Annotated in this window: 13 protein-coding genes; 10 read left to right on the top strand and 3 right to left on the bottom strand. The window is 40.5% G+C overall.

Features of this window, described 5'->3' with window-relative positions; all coding sequences use genetic code 11:
• Nucleotides 1-18: 18 nt before the first annotated feature.
• The 3 genes from yicI to MUN88_RS20275 all read left to right on the top strand — a co-directional run bounded on the left by yicI (nucleotide 19) and on the right by MUN88_RS20275 (nucleotide 4,075).
• Complete coding sequence (gene yicI, locus MUN88_RS20285) at nucleotides 19-2,283, top strand: alpha-xylosidase (RefSeq protein ID WP_244718734.1); 2,265 nt, start codon at nucleotides 19-21, stop codon at nucleotides 2,281-2,283.
• Nucleotides 2,284-2,425: 142 nt separating this feature from the next.
• Nucleotides 2,426-3,403: a Gfo/Idh/MocA family protein gene (locus MUN88_RS20280; RefSeq protein WP_244718732.1), complete on the top strand. Its 978-nt coding sequence runs from the start codon at nucleotides 2,426-2,428 to the stop codon at nucleotides 3,401-3,403.
• 15 nt (nucleotides 3,404-3,418) lie between these two features.
• Nucleotides 3,419-4,075 carry an SGNH/GDSL hydrolase family protein gene (locus tag MUN88_RS20275; protein WP_244718730.1) on the top strand — a complete coding sequence of 219 codons (657 nt, stop codon included), beginning with the start codon at nucleotides 3,419-3,421 and terminating at the stop codon, nucleotides 4,073-4,075.
• A 111-nt stretch (nucleotides 4,076-4,186) separates the two neighbouring features.
• On the opposite strand, the gene MUN88_RS20270 is transcribed toward MUN88_RS20275, so the two are convergent.
• Nucleotides 4,187-5,032 carry an alpha/beta hydrolase gene (locus tag MUN88_RS20270; protein WP_244718728.1) on the bottom strand — a complete coding sequence of 282 codons (846 nt, stop codon included), beginning with the start codon at nucleotides 5,030-5,032 and terminating at the stop codon, nucleotides 4,187-4,189.
• A gap of 17 nt (nucleotides 5,033-5,049) precedes the next feature.
• Complete coding sequence (locus tag MUN88_RS20265; protein ID WP_244718725.1) at nucleotides 5,050-6,441, bottom strand: Na+/H+ antiporter NhaC family protein; 1,392 nt, start codon at nucleotides 6,439-6,441, stop codon at nucleotides 5,050-5,052.
• A 122-nt stretch (nucleotides 6,442-6,563) separates the two neighbouring features.
• Here MUN88_RS20265 and MUN88_RS20260 point away from each other — a divergent pair, with 122 nt between their 5' ends.
• The 4 genes from MUN88_RS20260 to MUN88_RS20245 all read left to right on the top strand — a co-directional run bounded on the left by MUN88_RS20260 (nucleotide 6,564) and on the right by MUN88_RS20245 (nucleotide 10,921).
• Nucleotides 6,564-7,421: an RluA family pseudouridine synthase gene (locus MUN88_RS20260; RefSeq protein ID WP_244718722.1), complete on the top strand. Its 858-nt coding sequence runs from the start codon at nucleotides 6,564-6,566 to the stop codon at nucleotides 7,419-7,421.
• 118 nt (nucleotides 7,422-7,539) lie between these two features.
• Complete coding sequence (locus tag MUN88_RS20255; protein WP_244718719.1) at nucleotides 7,540-8,547, top strand: dienelactone hydrolase family protein; 1,008 nt, start codon at nucleotides 7,540-7,542, stop codon at nucleotides 8,545-8,547.
• 119 nt (nucleotides 8,548-8,666) lie between these two features.
• Nucleotides 8,667-9,284 (top strand): hypothetical protein, encoded by a 618-nt coding sequence (locus tag MUN88_RS20250; protein ID WP_244718716.1) that lies wholly within the window; start codon nucleotides 8,667-8,669, stop codon nucleotides 9,282-9,284.
• An 857-nt stretch (nucleotides 9,285-10,141) separates the two neighbouring features.
• Nucleotides 10,142-10,921: a sugar phosphate isomerase/epimerase family protein gene (locus MUN88_RS20245; protein WP_244718713.1), complete on the top strand. Its 780-nt coding sequence runs from the start codon at nucleotides 10,142-10,144 to the stop codon at nucleotides 10,919-10,921.
• 7 nt (nucleotides 10,922-10,928) lie between these two features.
• Here MUN88_RS20245 and MUN88_RS20240 read toward each other — a convergent pair whose 3' ends face one another.
• On the bottom strand, nucleotides 10,929-11,900 hold the full coding sequence (locus MUN88_RS20240; protein WP_244718710.1) for a LacI family DNA-binding transcriptional regulator: 972 nt from the start codon (nucleotides 11,898-11,900) through the stop codon (nucleotides 10,929-10,931).
• A 136-nt stretch (nucleotides 11,901-12,036) separates the two neighbouring features.
• On the opposite strand from MUN88_RS20240, the gene lacZ reads away from it, so the two are divergent.
• The 3 genes from lacZ (at nucleotide 12,037) to MUN88_RS20225 (ending at nucleotide 17,150) form a co-directional block, all read left to right on the top strand.
• Nucleotides 12,037-15,141, top strand: coding sequence for a beta-galactosidase, LacZ type (gene lacZ, locus MUN88_RS20235; RefSeq protein ID WP_244718707.1), 3,105 nt, complete (start codon nucleotides 12,037-12,039; stop codon nucleotides 15,139-15,141).
• Nucleotides 15,142-15,201: 60 nt separating this feature from the next.
• Nucleotides 15,202-15,384 carry a cold-shock protein gene (locus MUN88_RS20230; RefSeq protein WP_244718704.1) on the top strand — a complete coding sequence of 61 codons (183 nt, stop codon included), beginning with the start codon at nucleotides 15,202-15,204 and terminating at the stop codon, nucleotides 15,382-15,384.
• Nucleotides 15,385-15,836: 452 nt separating this feature from the next.
• The gene (locus MUN88_RS20225; protein ID WP_244718702.1) at nucleotides 15,837-17,150 is read left to right on the top strand and encodes an extracellular solute-binding protein; all 1,314 of its coding nucleotides are present in this window, start codon (nucleotides 15,837-15,839) and stop codon (nucleotides 17,148-17,150) included.
• Nucleotides 17,151-17,182: the final 32 nt, after the last annotated feature.

The raw sequence follows: 17,182 nt of genomic DNA, 5'->3' as shown, positions 1-17,182 counted from the left end.
TTTACAGGAGGTAATCGAATGAAATTTACAGATGGTAATTGGTTAGTACGTGAAGGATATCAAATTCATTTTCCAAAATTAATTCATGAAGTGAAAGAAGCATACGGCTCTGTGACTTTATATGCGCCATGTAAGTATCTGAATCATCGTGGTGATACATTGGATGGGCCATTACTTACCATTAAGATATCTGCACCAATGGAAGATGTCGTTCGTGTGGAAACATGGCATTTTAAAGGTGGCAAAGCACAATATCCCAACTTCGATGTGGTAGATCAGGCAAACAAATTAAATGTGGCAGATCACGAAGATTATGTGCAATTTGTAAGCGGTGGATTAACGTTAACGATCGCGAAGCAGAATTTTGCTCTGACATTTGAAAATAGTAATGGACGCTTAACGGATGTCGACGGTAAAGGTCTGGCTTGGATTGATGGACCGGATCAAACAACCTATATGCGTGGCCAGCTACGCCTTGGCGTTGGTGAGCACCTGTACGGTCTCGGGGAACGTTTTACACCATTTGTGAAAAATGGCCAATCGGTTGACATCTGGAACAAGGACGGTGGAACAAGCTCGGAACAGTCGTATAAAAATATTCCTTTTTTCCTTAGCAGTAAAGGTTACGGCGTGTTTGTCAATCATCCGGAAGAAGTGAGTTATGAATTGGGTTCTGAAATGGTTTCCCGTACTCAATTCAGTGTGGAAGGTGAATACTTAGACTACTACTTTATTAATGGTCCATCACCGAAAGAGGTGGTCAGCCGCTATACAGAGCTGACAGGAAAGCCCGCATTACCACCAGCTTGGTCGTTCGGATTGTGGCTGTCGACATCGTTTACCACCGATTATAATGAAGAAACAGTTAATCATTTTGTAGACGGTATGGCAGAGCGAGGTATTCCGTTAAGTGTTTTCCACTTCGACTGCTTCTGGATGAAAGAATTCGAATGGAGTAACTTTATCTGGGATCGCCGAAACTTCCCTGACCCCGAAGGGATGCTTCGTCGTTTAAAGGACAAAGGTTTAAAGATTTGTGTTTGGATCAATCCGTATATCGCACAAAAATCTGTCCTGTTTGATGAAGGAATGGAAAAAGGCTACCTGCTTAAAAAGCCTAATGGGGACGTATGGCAGTGGGATCTATGGCAAGCAGGAATGGGAATAGTGGATTTCACGAACCCAGATGCATGCCGCTGGTTCCAGGATAAATTAAAAGCGCTGTTGGATATGGGCGTTGATTCGTTCAAAACAGATTTTGGAGAGCGTATCCCAACTGATGTCGTCTATCATGACGGATCAAGTCCTGACAAAATGCACAATTATTATGCCTATCTGTACAACGAAGTCGTCTTCGATTTATTAAAGCAAGAAAAAGGAGAAGAGGAAGCAATTGTTTTTGCCCGATCGGCAACAGCTGGCGGTCAGAAATTCCCAGTTCACTGGGGTGGTGATTGTGATTCTACTTATGATGCCATGGCGGAAAGTCTTCGCGGAGGCTTATCGTTAACCACTTCCGGCTTTGGTTATTGGAGTCACGATATCGGCGGTTTTGAAAATACGGCCACACCGGATGTTTTCAAGCGGTGGACAGCATTTGGTCTCCTTTCCAGTCACAGCCGTTTTCATGGAAGCTCGTCCTATCGTGTTCCGTGGCAATTTGATGAAGAAGCGGTCGATGTAGCTCGTCATTTCACCATGTTAAAAAATAGTCTTATGCCATATTTATATGGGCAGGCAGTGGAAAACAGCCAATCCGGTATTCCGGTTATGCGGTCGATGCTGTTAGAATATCCGCAAGATCCTTTATGCGAAACACTTGATCGTCAATATATGCTCGGTGATTCGATTTTAGTCGCTCCTATTTTTAATGAAGATGGAATTGGCTCCTTCTATTTGCCAAAAGGTAACTGGACACATCTGTTAACAGGAGAAATTGTCGAAGGAGGCACATGGCTGAAAGAAAAATATGATTACTTCAGTCTGCCATTGTTCGTTCGACCTAATACGATTATTCCGGTTGGTACAAGTGATACGACACCAGTGTACGATTATACGGAAAAGGTTACATTTAAGATTTATCAATTAGAAGAGAATCAAACGGCAAAACGTACGTTAGTGAATGCGACGGGAGAAGTAATTGGCTCTGTATCTGCTACTCGTAGTGGAAATGAAATAAACATAATCACAACGGGGATTGACCAAGCCTATCATGTAGAGGTAGTTGGCAGTAAAAAAGTATCTGGAAAACCTGGGGAAACGAAAATAGTGATAGAAGGATAGTTTGTCTGGCTGCAGCTTTTGTGTTGCAGCCATTTTTGCCCATTTTAAATGGTGGAAATTCAATGGTGAATCCGCTATCATAAATCCCAAGGAGGAGATTATTATTGTTGATTACAAAATTATAGTAGTAGGCTGTGGTGGCATGGCAAACATATGGCTCGATGATGCACAAGCAAGAACAAATGCAGAAATTGTAGCACTCGTTGATCTTGATCGAAAAGCAGCTGAACAAAAAGTAATAGAACGTAACTTAGAGGTGCCGGTCTATACGGATCTAGCGTTAGCCATCCAAGAGACCAAGGCGACATTAGTCTTTGATGTTACGATTCCGGCTGCTCATAAACAAGTGGTATTGACTGCGCTTCAGTCAGGTTGTCATGTATTCGGTGAGAAACCGATGGCAGAGTCTATAACAGATGCCGATGAGATCGTACAATTGACCAGAGCGACGGGAAAACAGTACAGTGTCATGCAAAATCGTCGTTATTTAAATGAAATACGAACATTACAAAGCCTGATTGATCAACAGCAGTTGGGGGATGTCCATACATTGAATGTGGATTTTTATTTAGCGCCTCATTTCGGTGGTTTTCGAGAACAAATGGAACACCCGCTTTTAGTAGATATGGCGATACATACATTTGATCAGGCTAGGTTCCTTTCGCAAAGTAATGCTGTATCCGTTTATTGTCATGCTTATAATCCAAGGGAATCATGGTATGAAGGTAAAGCTGCTGCTGTCTGTATTTTTGAAATGGAAAATGGTGCTGTATTTACTTATAGAGGGTCCTGGGCTGCCGAAGGTCTACGTACATCATGGAACGGTGATTGGCGAGTGATTGGTACGAAAGGAACAGCTAAATGGGATGGTTTTGAACACCTTGAAATCGAAACGGTGCAGGATACCAACGCATCATCCTTTTTTCGAGAACTGGACCGTCAACAAGTCAGTAATGCCTGGCACGGTAACGAACAGCATCATGGTTGCTTAGATGAAATGTTTGCTGCACTGGAATCGAATAGGAGAGCAGAAACAGATTGCCATGATAATATCCACAGTTTGCGGATGGTATTTGCCGCGATTGAAAGTGCGAAGACGAATAAAAAAGTATTATTGTAAATGGAGGAAGATAAGATGAAGCTGAAAAAAGATCAAAAATTGCTATTTATCGGAGATTCGGTAACAGATTGTGACCGGGCAAAGCCTCACGGTGAGGGACTCTTTCAAGCATTAGGTACTGGCTATGTGTCACTGGTGGATTCCTTTTTACAATCGACGTATCCGGAGTTAGGTATTCGTACTGTGAATAAAGGATTGTCAGGTAACACGGTAAGAGATTTAAAAGCACGCTGGCAAGAGGATGTACTTGATCAAAATTCGGATTGGTTATCGGTTATGATTGGTATTAACGACGTGTGGCGTCAGTTCGACTCACCATTTATTAAACATCAGCACGTTTATATTGAAGAATACCGAGAGAAGTTAGATGAACTTATAGCAACAGCGAAACAATCGGCAGAACAGATCATACTGATGACACCTTACTATATCGAGCCAAATCCTGCAGATGAGATGCGGGCAACTATGGATCGCTATGGAGAAGTGGTGAAACAGACTGCAGAAAAACACCAGACATTGTTTATCGATACCCAAGCAGCTTTTAATCAAGTCCTGGAGCACTTATATCCAGCCACTCTCGCATGGGACCGTGTCCATCCAAATGCTAATGGCCACACCGTGCTAGCGAAGGCTTTTCTTAATACGATAGATTTTGATTGGAACAAACAGTAACGGCGTGGTTGAAGGGTCGCCATTAAATTCAAGAACTTTCCTGTCCGAACACTGGATAGGAAGGTTCATATCGGAATCTGCGATGCATTTTTTGCTACTTTTACAGCAACGTTAGTACCGATGATGAATCCACTCCATCGCATTTCTTACAGCAACTTCCTGAGTGTGCACAATGAAAGGGTGATGGATGCCTTCGTGAAAACGAACAAATTGCTTATCTTTAATCGTAATGGAATTGAAAAAATGCTGAATAACGTTGGGATGGACAATCGGATCATGTTGATCATAAATACATAATACCGGAAAGCGGATCAACCCAGCATCACTGATCGCGTGCAGGCCATTGTGTACCAGTTCGGATAGCCATCTCGGTGTGTATTCGGTATTCATCAGCGGATCAATTCGCAAACTTTTTTCTTTCGGCAGATAGGGCTTCAGTTTTTTATTTTTTTCAATGATTTTTTGCCACTTCATCGGATTCAATGCTAATGATGGCGTGACGCTGGCGAAAATTTTCAATATTTTTCTGCCGATATATGGAATCGGTACACGTAATGCCAGGGCTGGAGAAGATAAGATGACACCATTGGTTTGATAACCATATAACTGGCTGTATCGAATGACAATCAGCCCACCAAGACTGTGACCGAATAAAAAAATAGGACGTGCCTCAAACTGTGAGGCAATTAACTCTACAACGGCATGTAAGTCTTCGACATAGTCATGAAACGTATTAATATGACCTCTTGCTCCTTCTGATTGGCCAAACCCTCGCAAGTCAGGGGCAACTACAGCGATATCCTGAGCAAGACATTGTTCAAAGATCGCCTGATACATACCAGAATGCTCGCCAGCTCCATGGACTAATATCAGTACTGCATTTACTCGTTCAGGAATCCATGTCTGATAAAATATTTGTATACCGTCATTGGTTTCGATAAAATGATTCGAATACATGCTAATCGCCACTTTCCTTATAAGATAAATGTCATAATACTGTATAAAATAGTCGATATGCCAAGAGCAATCAGTGCTGGAAGTAGCTTATAGCGGGCATAATCCATTGCATTAATATTCAGCAAGCCAGCTATTGTATTATTATTGTCACTCAATGGGGAAGCAATTGAGCCAAACGATCCACTGGCAAAAACTGCCCCTATCACTAATGGTAAAGAAGCATCGGCTGCTTGTGCAAGTGATATGCCAAGTGGCATCAGAATGCCCCATGTTCCCCATGAAGACCCGATAAAGTAGGAAACAAACGAACCGATTAGAAACATTACTGGTGGAATCAGCATTTGCGGTACCCAGTCCACGTTATTGGTTACAAAAGTAGAAAATCCTAATTCCTCGGTTACAGAGGATAATGCCCAGACGACTGACAATAATAAAATCACCGACATTAAGTTATTCCCAGCCTCGATAAATTCATGTATGATTTTTTTTAACTTTTGCTTTTGCGCGATCAGCATGCAGATCGTGATCAGTAATGTGAAGAACAGGGCAACAACCATCGCCTGCAAGACATCTGCTTCAATGAATGCCTGGAAGGATGTATAACCTTGTTTTACCCCGTCCAACCAAGTTAGTATTAGTGTCAGAAGAATAACTAAGGCAACCGGAACAATCAAATTCCATGGTTTACTCGGCACCTCTTCTTCATCTGCTTGAGTAGACTCCTTAATCTGTTCCGGGTTACGGGCTTCACTGTCCACCTTCTTCGGATGACGGAACCAGACAAACAGTGTACCGATAATGATCATCGAAATTGCAAAGAAATTAAAAGGGATACTCTGGATGTATAATGAATAAGCGTCAGCCTCAATCCCCTGATTTTGTAAGCCCATCTCAATTACTGATACCATATATCCGACAAATGCCGTAGCGATGGGAATTAACACGATAACGGGTTGTGTACTTGTTTCAATCATAAACGCTAGTTCTTTGCGCGTCATGTTAATTTTTTGTAATAATGCTTTCATAATCGGAGCAACGGTTACGATACGAAAGCTTGGTGCACTGAATGTGCCAAGTGTAGAAGCCCATGTTAACAGCAGTGCCTGTTTTCTGGAATGAATTTTGGTAGAGGCTGCTTTCACAAAACCTTTAATTCCACCAGATGCTTTCATAATCCCGACGAGTCCGGAGAACATATATAAAAAGATAATAATTTTCAAATTATTGATATCTGTCAGACTTTCGACAATGTATTGGGCAGCTTGTTCCATCCCGCCAACTATGGATGGATTGATAATGTAACAACCAACAATTAAACCAAGCGTCAAGCCTGGAAATACCTGTTTTGTTTTAATAGCAGTGATAATAACGATACAAAATGGAATAAGGGAGATCCAGCTACCTTCCAAAGAAATCATTCCTTTATGACAGTCTTTTTCTTTAGCATGCATGATTTGGTTAGAAACTATTCGATCCGTATTACCATTTATGTATGAAAAGGGATATAATAAAGGGGAATGGAGGATTAACAATGACGAAGCAATTTAACATAGAATCAAAAACAGAACTTTTACCGTTTTTAATCGAGAATATGGAGAATAAAAGCAGAAATGCGGTGAAATCGATATTAAAAAGAGGACAGGTATATGTGAATGATCAAAGTATTACCCAGCACAATTACTTGCTACAACCAGGAGCGACGGTATCGATCCAATCGAATGCTGTCCATAAAGCTACGTCCTTTGACAACATGAAGCTTCTTTATGAGGATGCATCACTTATCGTTATTGATAAGGCATCCGGTTTGTTATCGATTGCTACAGAAAAAGAAAAGCAAATGACCGCATACAAACAATTAACACAATATGTAAAGACCAAAGATAAGCAAAATCGCATATTTATTGTCCATCGATTAGACCGTGATACGTCAGGTGTGATGGTGTTTGCCAAGTCGGAAAAAGTTAAACAGCAACTGCAAAATAATTGGAAATCACTAGTGGTAGAACGTACTTATGTAGCACTTGTTGAGGGAAAAGTCCAATCACCAAAAGACACCATTACGTCGTGGTTAAAAGAATCGAGCGGGTTTAAGATGTATTCGAGTCATAAACCAGGTGATGGAAAAGAGGCCATCACCACATATCAGCTCTTAAAAACAGGACAAGAAAAATCATTAGTTTCCATTCAATTGCAAACTGGCAGAAAAAATCAAATTCGGGTTCATATGTCCGATATCGGTCATCCGATTGTTGGAGATAAGAAATACGGAGCAAATATAAACACGATTGGCAGGTTGGGATTGCATGCGCAGGTGTTGCAGCTGATCCATCCAATTACAAAAAAAAGACTCCGATTTGAGTCACCAATTCCTAAAGAATTCAAGGTGTAATTGCAATTATGTAAAAAGTAGATATTTTTCCTTTTCGCTAGCAATATAAATCATATATAATAGGGGTATATTTAAAACGTTTTCATAAATGAATAAACAAATAGAGGGAGTTGGACTTATGAATCAACTAGATCAATTGTTTAATCAATTTTACACCAATGCGATAGAAGATTCAGTGAAAGCAGTAGGACCAGTGGAAAGAAAGCTGGCATTGAAAAGTAGATTATTAGAATTGCTTGGTGATTTTTCTTATTTGGATGAAACGAAAGTAGATATGCAACCTGAGTTAATAGAAACAGTGGAAACTGATGGCTATATACGGGAAAGGATTACCCTGCCGATTACTCAGATGATTGACATTCCTGTGTATGTGCTGACCCCTTCGAAAAAGCAGGCAGCATATCCGGCAGTATTAGCACTTCACGGTCATGGTAATGGAGTGAAAGAGGCACTCGGGGTAAGTGAAAATGGGGAAACACAGCAGAAGGCAGGGATCCACAGTCAATTCGCAGTGGAACTGGTGAAAAGGGGTTTTAAAGTTTTCGCACCTGAAGTGATTGGTTTTGGTGAGCGCAGACTGACTAGAGATATTGAGGCAGGTAAACAGAATTCGTGTGAAGCGATGGCAACGAATCTATTGATGGAAGGAAAAACAATTGCTGGTTTACGGATTTGGGAAGCACGTCGTATTCTGGATTATATCGAAACGTTAGAGGACGTAGATAGGGATAAACAAGGAATCATGGGATTTTCTGGTGGTGCTTTAATATCAGCCTACACAGCTGCACTGGATTCTCGTATCAAAGCTACTGTGCTGACGGGCTTTACGAATACGTTTAAGGGAAGCATTATGGCAATGCATCATTGTATTGATAATTATATTCCTGGTATTTTGAATTACGCAGAACTACCAGAATGGATTTCATTAATTTCACCAAGGAGTTTGTTCATAGAGTCTGGTGAGCATGATCGTATTTTTCCTAATCAATTTGTCAAAGAAGCAATCACTGAAATAGAGGAATGTTATCATAACCGTCAGCAAAATTTCGCCTATGATATTTTTCCTGGCGCGCATGAAATTAGTGGTCGAAAGGCATATGATTGGCTAGTAAATCAATTAGACTGATGACGGAATCAGTCTATAAAGGAAAAAGTGTAAAAATGAAATGATTGCGATTTCATTTGTGTGTAAGTATGATATACTCAACATAGAGAAAGCAACAAAAGCAGGGGGATGGCGTCACGATGAAAAAGTTATGGGAAACATTGCGAACGATGTCTTTTAAGGAAGCAGTAGATTATATATGGGAGTACTATAAATTACATATATTCGGTATCGTTCTTGGTGTAGCATTTCTTGTGTCGATTTTAACTACTATCTTTCAGGAAGAGGAAGAAACTTATGAGTTGATGGTACTTAGCCAGATTCCTTACGATGTAACCGATCAATTCTCGCAGGATCTGAATGAGGAGTATTTTGATAGTTTTAAAATTGTATCAGATAATATTCTCTCTAATGGCGGCTCGTTATCAGAACAGTCACCTGAGCAGGTACAGAAATTAATGGCGAGAATTGCAACTGGCATGGTGGATATCATGGTAACCGATGAAACGATGGCCCAGGAAATGGCGGATCAGGAAGGCTTAGTCAACTTTGCAGAAGTAGCCGATATGGAAGCATTAGAAGCACAAGGTGTGGAATTTTATCAGTTTGGTAAAGGGGAAGTACTTGGAATCGGAACGAACCAACTCGACGTATTTAATGACAATGAGGCATTCCAGGACCGCATCCTCATCATTCCTGCCAGCACAGAAAAGAAAGACCGCACCAAACAAATTCTCGAAACCTTGCTAGAATCCTAAAGAAAAGAATCAACAAGTACCCACACCAGCTGCTTGTTGGTTCTTTTTTGCACGTTAGGAAAGCATACATATAGGTATCTTCTAAATGACAAATCGCAATTAAGATTGAGTGAGAATATAAAAATTTAGGTTTCAATAATATGGATTCTGTCAACTAACTATGTAATAATATTGAAATTGTTCATGTGCTGGCAGACCGCTCCGGCCAATCACTCCGCGTCCTGCGGGGCACGGCTGAAGCTAGGCTACTACTCGAATCACTTCTCTGTTGCCTTGCACCGAGGAAGCCTATTTCGAAGCGTTACAGGTGCAGACAAAGTGGATCTTCAGCACCTGCACGGTCCCGCGGGAGTCTACATGGTTGGCCTACGCTCATGAATAGTTCTATAACTATTGCAGCAGGTAGAATATGGAGCACTATTTTCATGATTAATACCTTATTCTGATGACGTATAATGCCTAGCACCACTGCTTTTAGCTGTTCCACTCGTTGTAGTACTTCACTCAAGCGTAGGAAATATGCGGAGACTCCCGTGCCCACAGGACGCGGAGCATATTTCCGGAGCTTTGCTAAGCAGATATAATCTCTCAAAATCACTATATTGTCATACAGTTACACTTGATATAATCCATATTATCGGTAGCTGTTCATTTTTTAATTTTGTTAGGATAAGGTTGGTATATAGTTGGTTTGTGAAATGGGAGTTGGGGGAAATAGGTGTAGTAGCAGAATCATTTACTAGCAATACTTAGCAGGGAACACTACCAATCCATAATGGATCACTAAGGGTTTCTGCTTAATAGAGAATGAACGAAGAACGCGATTTTTGAAGATAATATGAGAAAGGAGACGAACAATGAAATTAGGATTATGTTCTGTAACGTTCCGTGATAAGAATCCTGAACAGCTTATTGATTTAGCGATGGAGGCGAAACTGGATGCAATCGAATGGGGTGGAGATGTCCATGTACCACCTGGTGAATATGAAGTGGCGAAACAAGTAGGAGAACTCACAAGGTCACGAGATTTAGTAGTAAGCTCTTATGGCTCCTACTATCGACTAGCAGATCATACAGGTAATGAGTTTGATTTTGAAACCATTCTAGAAACAGCCAGAAGGTTAGAAGCACCTGCTATTCGCGTTTGGGCGGGCATGCAAGGCAGTGCCGATGCGGACCAAGCCTATATGGAAAAAGTGGCAGAAGATGCGAGACGAATTGCTGATATCGCAGCAAAAGAAAATATTTCAATCCATCTTGAATACCATGAGGGGACGTTAACTGATACGAAGGAAAGTGCCAAACAATTAATGGAAACGATCAATCATCAGCATGTATTCTTATACTGGCAGCCAGCGAACAATGTTTCTGTAGAAGAACGGTTGGCAAGCATTCAGTATTTGAAAGAGTGGCTAAGCAATGTTCATATTTTCCATTGGCGCTCCTATACCGATCGCATGCAGCTGGCAAGCGGAATGAATGAATGGGAGCTCTATTTAGAGAAAATCGAACAGGATCCGAATATGAACCGATACGTATTAATGGAATTTGTCAAAGATGATGACGACAGGCAATTTTTGATGGATGCCCAGACATTGCATAACCTTAAAGATATTGTCGATAAGAAAGCAACCTGATCAATTATCAGGTTGTTTCTCGTTGTACAAGCGATGTATCTAGATAGACCTTCTTGCAGATTTCCCGTTCCTCCTGCAATCGTTCCAACATTAACTGAACGGCAGTTTTTCCCATTAACTCTTTTTCGATCCGGACAGAAGTTAGAGCAGGATAAACATATTTCGAAACACTTATATCATTAATCCCTACTAAACGAACCTGCTGAGGGATTTTAATATTCTCCTGATTCAACGCCTTTAATGCTCCAATCGCTAACGGATCATTTGCTGCTACAAAGCCAACATTACTGACGTTTTTATCTTCTAAAAATTGCTTCATCAAGCGATAACCACTTTCCACATTAAAGCTATCCAGTAAAATGAGATCCTCATGTAAAATGGCCATGTCAAGACAGTAAGTACGGAAAAAATGCTCGCGTAAATCGCTCATCCCTGTGTAGAGGGGATTCCCGCCAATAAAACCAATTTGTTCACATCCGCGATCAAGCAAATGATCGATGGCCTGTTTCATCACACTTTGAAAATCAATTAATACAGCATCACAGCCTTGGTGAGCTGTATCTGAATCGATTAACACGACATTCGTTGTTAATTTTTTAAATCGATTAATTTCGTTTTCGCTAAAACGTCCAACTGCAATGACACCATCAATAGTAGAGGGAATATCATCAATTTCTTGCGTTGTATATTTTAATAGGCTCAAATGCTCCTGATCTGCCTGTGATTCGATACCATACCTGATCCCCATATAATACAAATCTGTTAATTCCTCTGATTCGGTTACCCAATGCACAAATGCAATTCTTCTTGTCAGTTTTTTTCTGGTTGCTCTTTTTTGATAGGACATCGATTCAGCAATCTCGAATATTCGTTTTTTTGTTTCGTCGCCTACTGACAAGGTAGGATCATAGTTTAATACTCTTGAGACAGTAGCGATCGACACACCTGCTTTTTTAGCAATATCTTTAATAGTAGCCATTATATTCATCCTTTTAGTAAAACAAGTAAAATTTAACTTGACTAGTTTTACTGAATATTTTAATATACTACATAAGAAATGACAACAATATTAGTGAAAAATATATTCGATTTCAATAACGGGAGGCGCTTATTCTATGTTTAACAAATCAAAATTCGTTTATTCTCCACCAGCAAATGGATATCCGGAATGGAACAACAACCCTGAAATTTTTGAGTTAAATCGTATGCCTCAGCATGCGTCAGCCATACCATTTTCCTCGAAAGAAACGGCTCTTGCCGGAAATGTGGAAGAATCAGGTGATTACCAAAGTTTGAATGGAGAATGGTCGTTCCATTTCTCTGAAAATCCTAATTTGCGAATTAAGGATTTTTATCATAAAGATTATGATCGGTCTGATTGGGATTCGATACAAGTTCCAGGACACTGGCAACTGCAAGGTTATGAGTATCCGCAATATGTGAATACAAGATATCCATGGATTGAACATGATGATATTGAAGCACCTTTTGCACCTACCAATTACAATCCGGTAGGACAATATGTCAGAACCTTCTCGATTACAGAGGAATGGTCAGAAAAACCGGTAATTCTACATTTTGCAGGTGTAGAGGCCGCTTTTTATGTGTGGGTAAATGGTGAGCTTGCAGGTTATAGTGAAGATACGTTTACACCTGCGGAATTTAATATTACGCCTTATCTGCAAGCAGGTGAGAATACCTTAGCTGTCGAAGTGTACCGTTGGGCAGATGCCAGTTGGTTAGAGGATCAAGATTTCTGGCGAGTGAGTGGTATTTTCCGTGATGTGTATTTGTATGCTCTTCCTGCGATCCATCTGTATGATCACCGTATTCGTACAACATTCGATCAACATTATCACCATGCAGAGCTTGAAGTAAAAGCGTCTTTACTCAATTATTTCGAGTCTTTTTTTTCTTCGAGCCGTATCGAGATGGAGCTGTTGGATGCCGATCAGCAAACGATCACAAAGCAGACGGTTGATTTTGATATCACGAACAAGGAAACAGCATCAATCACGACAAAAACGCAAATTGACAGCCCTCATCAGTGGAGTGCGGAAGACCCTTATTTGTACACGTTAGTATTTACCATCTACGGAGATAATCAAGAAACGCTGGAGGTATTTTCGAGACAAGTAGGTTTTCGTCAGTTTGAAATGATCGACAATATTATGCATATAAACGGTAAACGGATTGTCTTTAAAGGTGTCAACAGACATGAATTTACTGCGGACAGGGCCCGAGCTGTCTCGAAGCAGGATATGATCGATGATATTGTCTTAATGAAGCAATACAACATTAATGCTGTTCGTACGTCACATTATCCGAATCATCCAACCTGGTATGACCTGTGTGATCAATACGGGCTATATGTGATCGATGAAACAAACCTTGAAACGCACGGAACATGGTCTTACGGTCAACAAGCTTTGGAAAACACGGTACCTGGCAGTAAAGCAGAATGGACAGCCAATGTGCTGGATCGTTGTCAGTCTATGTATGAAAGGGACAAAAATCATCCGTCGATCATTATCTGGTCACTTGGTAATGAGTCGTTTGGTGGTGACAATTTCTTGAAAATGTACGATTATTTTAAAGAGACAGACCCGACACGACTGGTACATTATGAAGGTGTATTCCATTATCGTCCATCTGATCGAGCATCAGATATGGAATCGACTATGTATCGCAGTCCGCAAGAGCTGGAATTCTATGCAACACAGCCAGGTGAGAAGAAACCTTATATTCTTTGTGAGTATAGTCATTCAATGGGGAATTCGACAGGGAACCTTCATAAATATACCGAGTTGTTTGATCAATATCCATCTTTACAAGGCGGTTTTATTTGGGATTGGAAGGACCAGGCACTCAGAACGACAACAGATGATGGTACCGAATTTTTAGCGTATGGAGGAGACTTTGGAGAGTCACCACATGATGGCAATTTTGCCGGAGATGGTTTGATTTTTGCAGATGGTACGATTTCGCCAAAGTTAATTGAAGCAAAAACATGTTATCAAAACATTGGGTTGGAATTAGTAGATCTGGCAAAAGGTCAATATAAAGTGGTTAACAAGCATCTGTTTCAATCTTTATCTGCTTATCAATTAGTTTGGACTGTGGCAGAGAACGGAGATGTTACAGAATCTGGTATGCTTTCTTTGGCTGCTGCAGCGGGTGAGTCCCAATTGATTACTATTCCTTACCAATTTGATGACTTTTCTACAAACAAAGAACAAGTCATTACATTACAAGTTATGTATCATGAACTGCCATTCTGGGCTGAACCGGATCACGAAGTAGCTTTCGGACAATTTTTTGTTCCTGCGGTAACGTCAGCAGTGGAGAGTGAAGAAGGTACATTAGAGGTAGAGGGAACGGCTAGTCACTATGTAATAAATGGTGATGGATTTACCCTTTCTTTTGATAAAGAGACTGGTTTATGCAACTCCTATAACGTGGATAATACAGAATATTTGAAGCAGCCGATCACACCAAATTACTGGCGTGCGATGACAGATAATGATCGCGGAGCTAAATTTGATGAGAAAAGTGCTGAATGGAAGCAGGTGAGTCTAGAGCGGCAGTTGACAGATTTGACGATCAGTGAAGATGGTGTAGGAGTTGTTGTTGAAACAAGCTTTTATTTAGCAACTGCGTCTGTATCATATGTTAAGCTTGTATACCGAATTGATCCGTCTGGTAAAGTCGAAATCGATCACCAGCTTCAGCCAGGGGAACAGGTATCTGATATTCCTGAGATTGGTTTGCGCTTCGAAATGGATCAGTCGTTTGACACGATAAAATGGTATGGAAAAGGACCACATGAAACATATTGGGATCGTCAGCATAGTGGAAAAGTGGCGATTCATGAATCGAAAATTGCTGATCAACTGCAACCTTATTTAAAACCACAGGAAAGCGGCAATATATGTGGCGTACGCTGGTGTGAAATCGTCAATGGGGAAAATAAAGGATTGAAGATTAGTGGTGATCCTGTAATTGAGGTGAATGCGATACCGTATACACCATTTGAATTGGAAGAAGCAAGTCATCATTACAAATTACCGTCATCGGAAAAAGTATCTGTTCGAGTAAACGGCTGGCAAACAGGCGTGGGTGGAGATGACAGCTGGGGGCAGCATGTCCATCCGGAATTTCGTTTATTTACGAATCGTACGTACAGTTACAAGTATACTCTCACAACGATTTCAAGATAATTTTGTATTTATGATTGGAAAAGCGTATAATATAGGTAAACCCACGAAAGGGAGTGCCACATGGCTTTCTTTAATAATGAAAAAGAACCAGTAAAAAATGTTGAAACAAACGTTTGGTCTTGTGTCAGCGATGATTGCCAAGGATGGATGCGAGAAAATTATTCTTTTCACGAAGAGCCATCTTGTCCAATCTGTCAGTCAGAAATGAAGAAAGAAATACGCGTAATTCCCGAATTGAAATAGAACGGAAAAAAAGAAGCTGCAGTGATGCAGTTTCTTTTTTTGTAAGCAGGAGAAAGATTGAACATAAGGAAAGGATATAAGGTAATTGGATACTGCTGCGGCCGATCATTTTATGTCCAGTTACCTCAAGGCTTTCGCATTTGAGATAAACATTTTAGTTTATTGAGCAAACAAAGAAATCGTTTTCTTTGTAAAGTTAATTTATTTAATCATCATTGACGAAAAGTATTGATTTTTTGTAAGTGTGAGCATATAATCATGTTAGAAAGCGATTACATCTAACTGCAGGCGATGTAATTCTTTATTTTATAAGAAACCGGTTTCCTCTTTTGCTTCATAGTGCTACTCATCAATTTAACCAGCCTTGTATTACTACGTATTAACTCATCTTAGAAAGCATTTCAGAATTGTTGTGAAAACTGAACATTACAATTTAAATGGGGGTTCGTAGGATGAAAAAGTGGTGGATGCTTTTATTAACACTAGGATTATTTATGGTTTTGGTAGCTTGTAGTGACGATGACACCAGTGGAGAAACTTCCTCTGATGAAGGGAATACCAGTAATGAAGAAGATGCCAGTGGTGGAGAAGATCAAGTAGAATTGACTTTTTGGGTGTTTGGAAGTGCAGGTTACGATGTTTTAGCAGAAGAATACATGGAGGAAAATCCGAATATCAAAATCAATATTAACGAAGGCGAAATGGAAGATGTACACAATAACTTGTTCACGTCGATATCTGCAGGTAGTGGTGCGCCCGATATTTCCATGGTAGAGGTCAGTAATGTAGCCAAGTTCATGGAGGCAAGTGATCGTTTTTATAATTTATATGAATATGGTGCTGAAGAAATCAAAGATAAATATTTAGATTGGAAATGGCAGCAAGCAGAAAGTGTCGATGGATCGTTTCAATTAGGATTGCCTACCGATATTGGACCAACAACGATGTTTTACCGGACAGATGTAATGGAAGAAGCAGGATTACCAACAGATCCAGCAGAATTAGCAGCGGAGATCGATACGTGGGATGCCTATTATGAAGCAGCCAAAACGATAAAAGACAAAACAGGCAAGCCAATTAGCGATAGTCCTGAATTAATGTTTAATGCCATTCGTGATCAACAGGAATCTCAATACTTTAACGAAGATGATGAATTAATTATGGAAGATACAGTAAAAGAAGCATACGACTTTACCACAAAAATGATACAAGAAGGACTCATTGGCCAAAACGCTCTTTGGACACCTGAATGGGGCAGTGCGATGGAAGAAGGAAGCTATGCGACTTTAATCGGTGCTCCAGCTTGGATGATTGCTAACGTCAAAGGGAATGCACCGGAATCTAGTGGGAAATGGTCATTAACAACAATTCCGGAAGGTGCGGGTAACTGGGGCGGTTCATTCTTAACTATTCCGGCTGAGTCAGAGCATCCACAGGAAGCATACGATTTTATTGAATGGCTGGTTTCACCTGAGATTCAGCTGAAATCATTCCATAACAATGGACTATTCCCATCTGCTCCAGAAGTATATGAAGATGAAGAATTTCTAGCGACAACTGATGAATATTTCAGTGGTGCAGAAACAGCCAAAATTTTCGCAGAAGCGGCAGAATCTGTGCAACCTGTATACATGGGAGTTAATTACTCGATTGCCAATGCAGAGATTGTTACTGCTCTCACGAACGTTGCAGTTGAAGGTGCTGACCCGCAGAAAGAGTGGGATGCGGCGATAGAACGAATCGAATCACAATTAGAGCGGCAATAAGGAATGAAAACAGCAGCTGGAGGATAGCTAAC

The organism is Gracilibacillus caseinilyticus (assembly GCF_022919115.1).
Lineage (GTDB): Bacteria > Bacillota > Bacilli > Bacillales > Amphibacillaceae > Gracilibacillus > Gracilibacillus caseinilyticus.
The sequence above is the reverse complement of the archived record's forward strand: the minus strand, read 5'-3'. Positions and strand labels throughout refer to the sequence as shown.

Bases quoted from the DNA above. Each gene is read 5' to 3' on its own strand.
- MUN88_RS20255 (WP_244718719.1), top strand. From the start codon at position 7,540: ATGAATCAACTAGATCAATTGTTTAATCAATTTTACACCAATGCGATA.
- MUN88_RS20240 (WP_244718710.1), bottom strand. From the start codon at position 11,900: ATGGCTACTATTAAAGATATTGCTAAAAAAGCAGGTGTGTCGATCGCT.
- MUN88_RS20260 (WP_244718722.1), top strand. From the start codon at position 6,564: ATGACGAAGCAATTTAACATAGAATCAAAAACAGAACTTTTACCGTTT.
- lacZ (WP_244718707.1), top strand. From the start codon at position 12,037: ATGTTTAACAAATCAAAATTCGTTTATTCTCCACCAGCAAATGGATAT.
- MUN88_RS20225 (WP_244718702.1), top strand. From the start codon at position 15,837: ATGAAAAAGTGGTGGATGCTTTTATTAACACTAGGATTATTTATGGTT.
- MUN88_RS20230 (WP_244718704.1), top strand. From the start codon at position 15,202: ATGGCTTTCTTTAATAATGAAAAAGAACCAGTAAAAAATGTTGAAACA.
- MUN88_RS20245 (WP_244718713.1), top strand. From the start codon at position 10,142: ATGAAATTAGGATTATGTTCTGTAACGTTCCGTGATAAGAATCCTGAA.
- MUN88_RS20275 (WP_244718730.1), top strand. From the start codon at position 3,419: ATGAAGCTGAAAAAAGATCAAAAATTGCTATTTATCGGAGATTCGGTA.
- MUN88_RS20270 (WP_244718728.1), bottom strand. From the start codon at position 5,032: ATGTATTCGAATCATTTTATCGAAACCAATGACGGTATACAAATATTT.
- yicI (WP_244718734.1), top strand. From the start codon at position 19: ATGAAATTTACAGATGGTAATTGGTTAGTACGTGAAGGATATCAAATT.
- MUN88_RS20280 (WP_244718732.1), top strand. From the start codon at position 2,426: ATGGCAAACATATGGCTCGATGATGCACAAGCAAGAACAAATGCAGAA.
- MUN88_RS20250 (WP_244718716.1), top strand. From the start codon at position 8,667: ATGAAAAAGTTATGGGAAACATTGCGAACGATGTCTTTTAAGGAAGCA.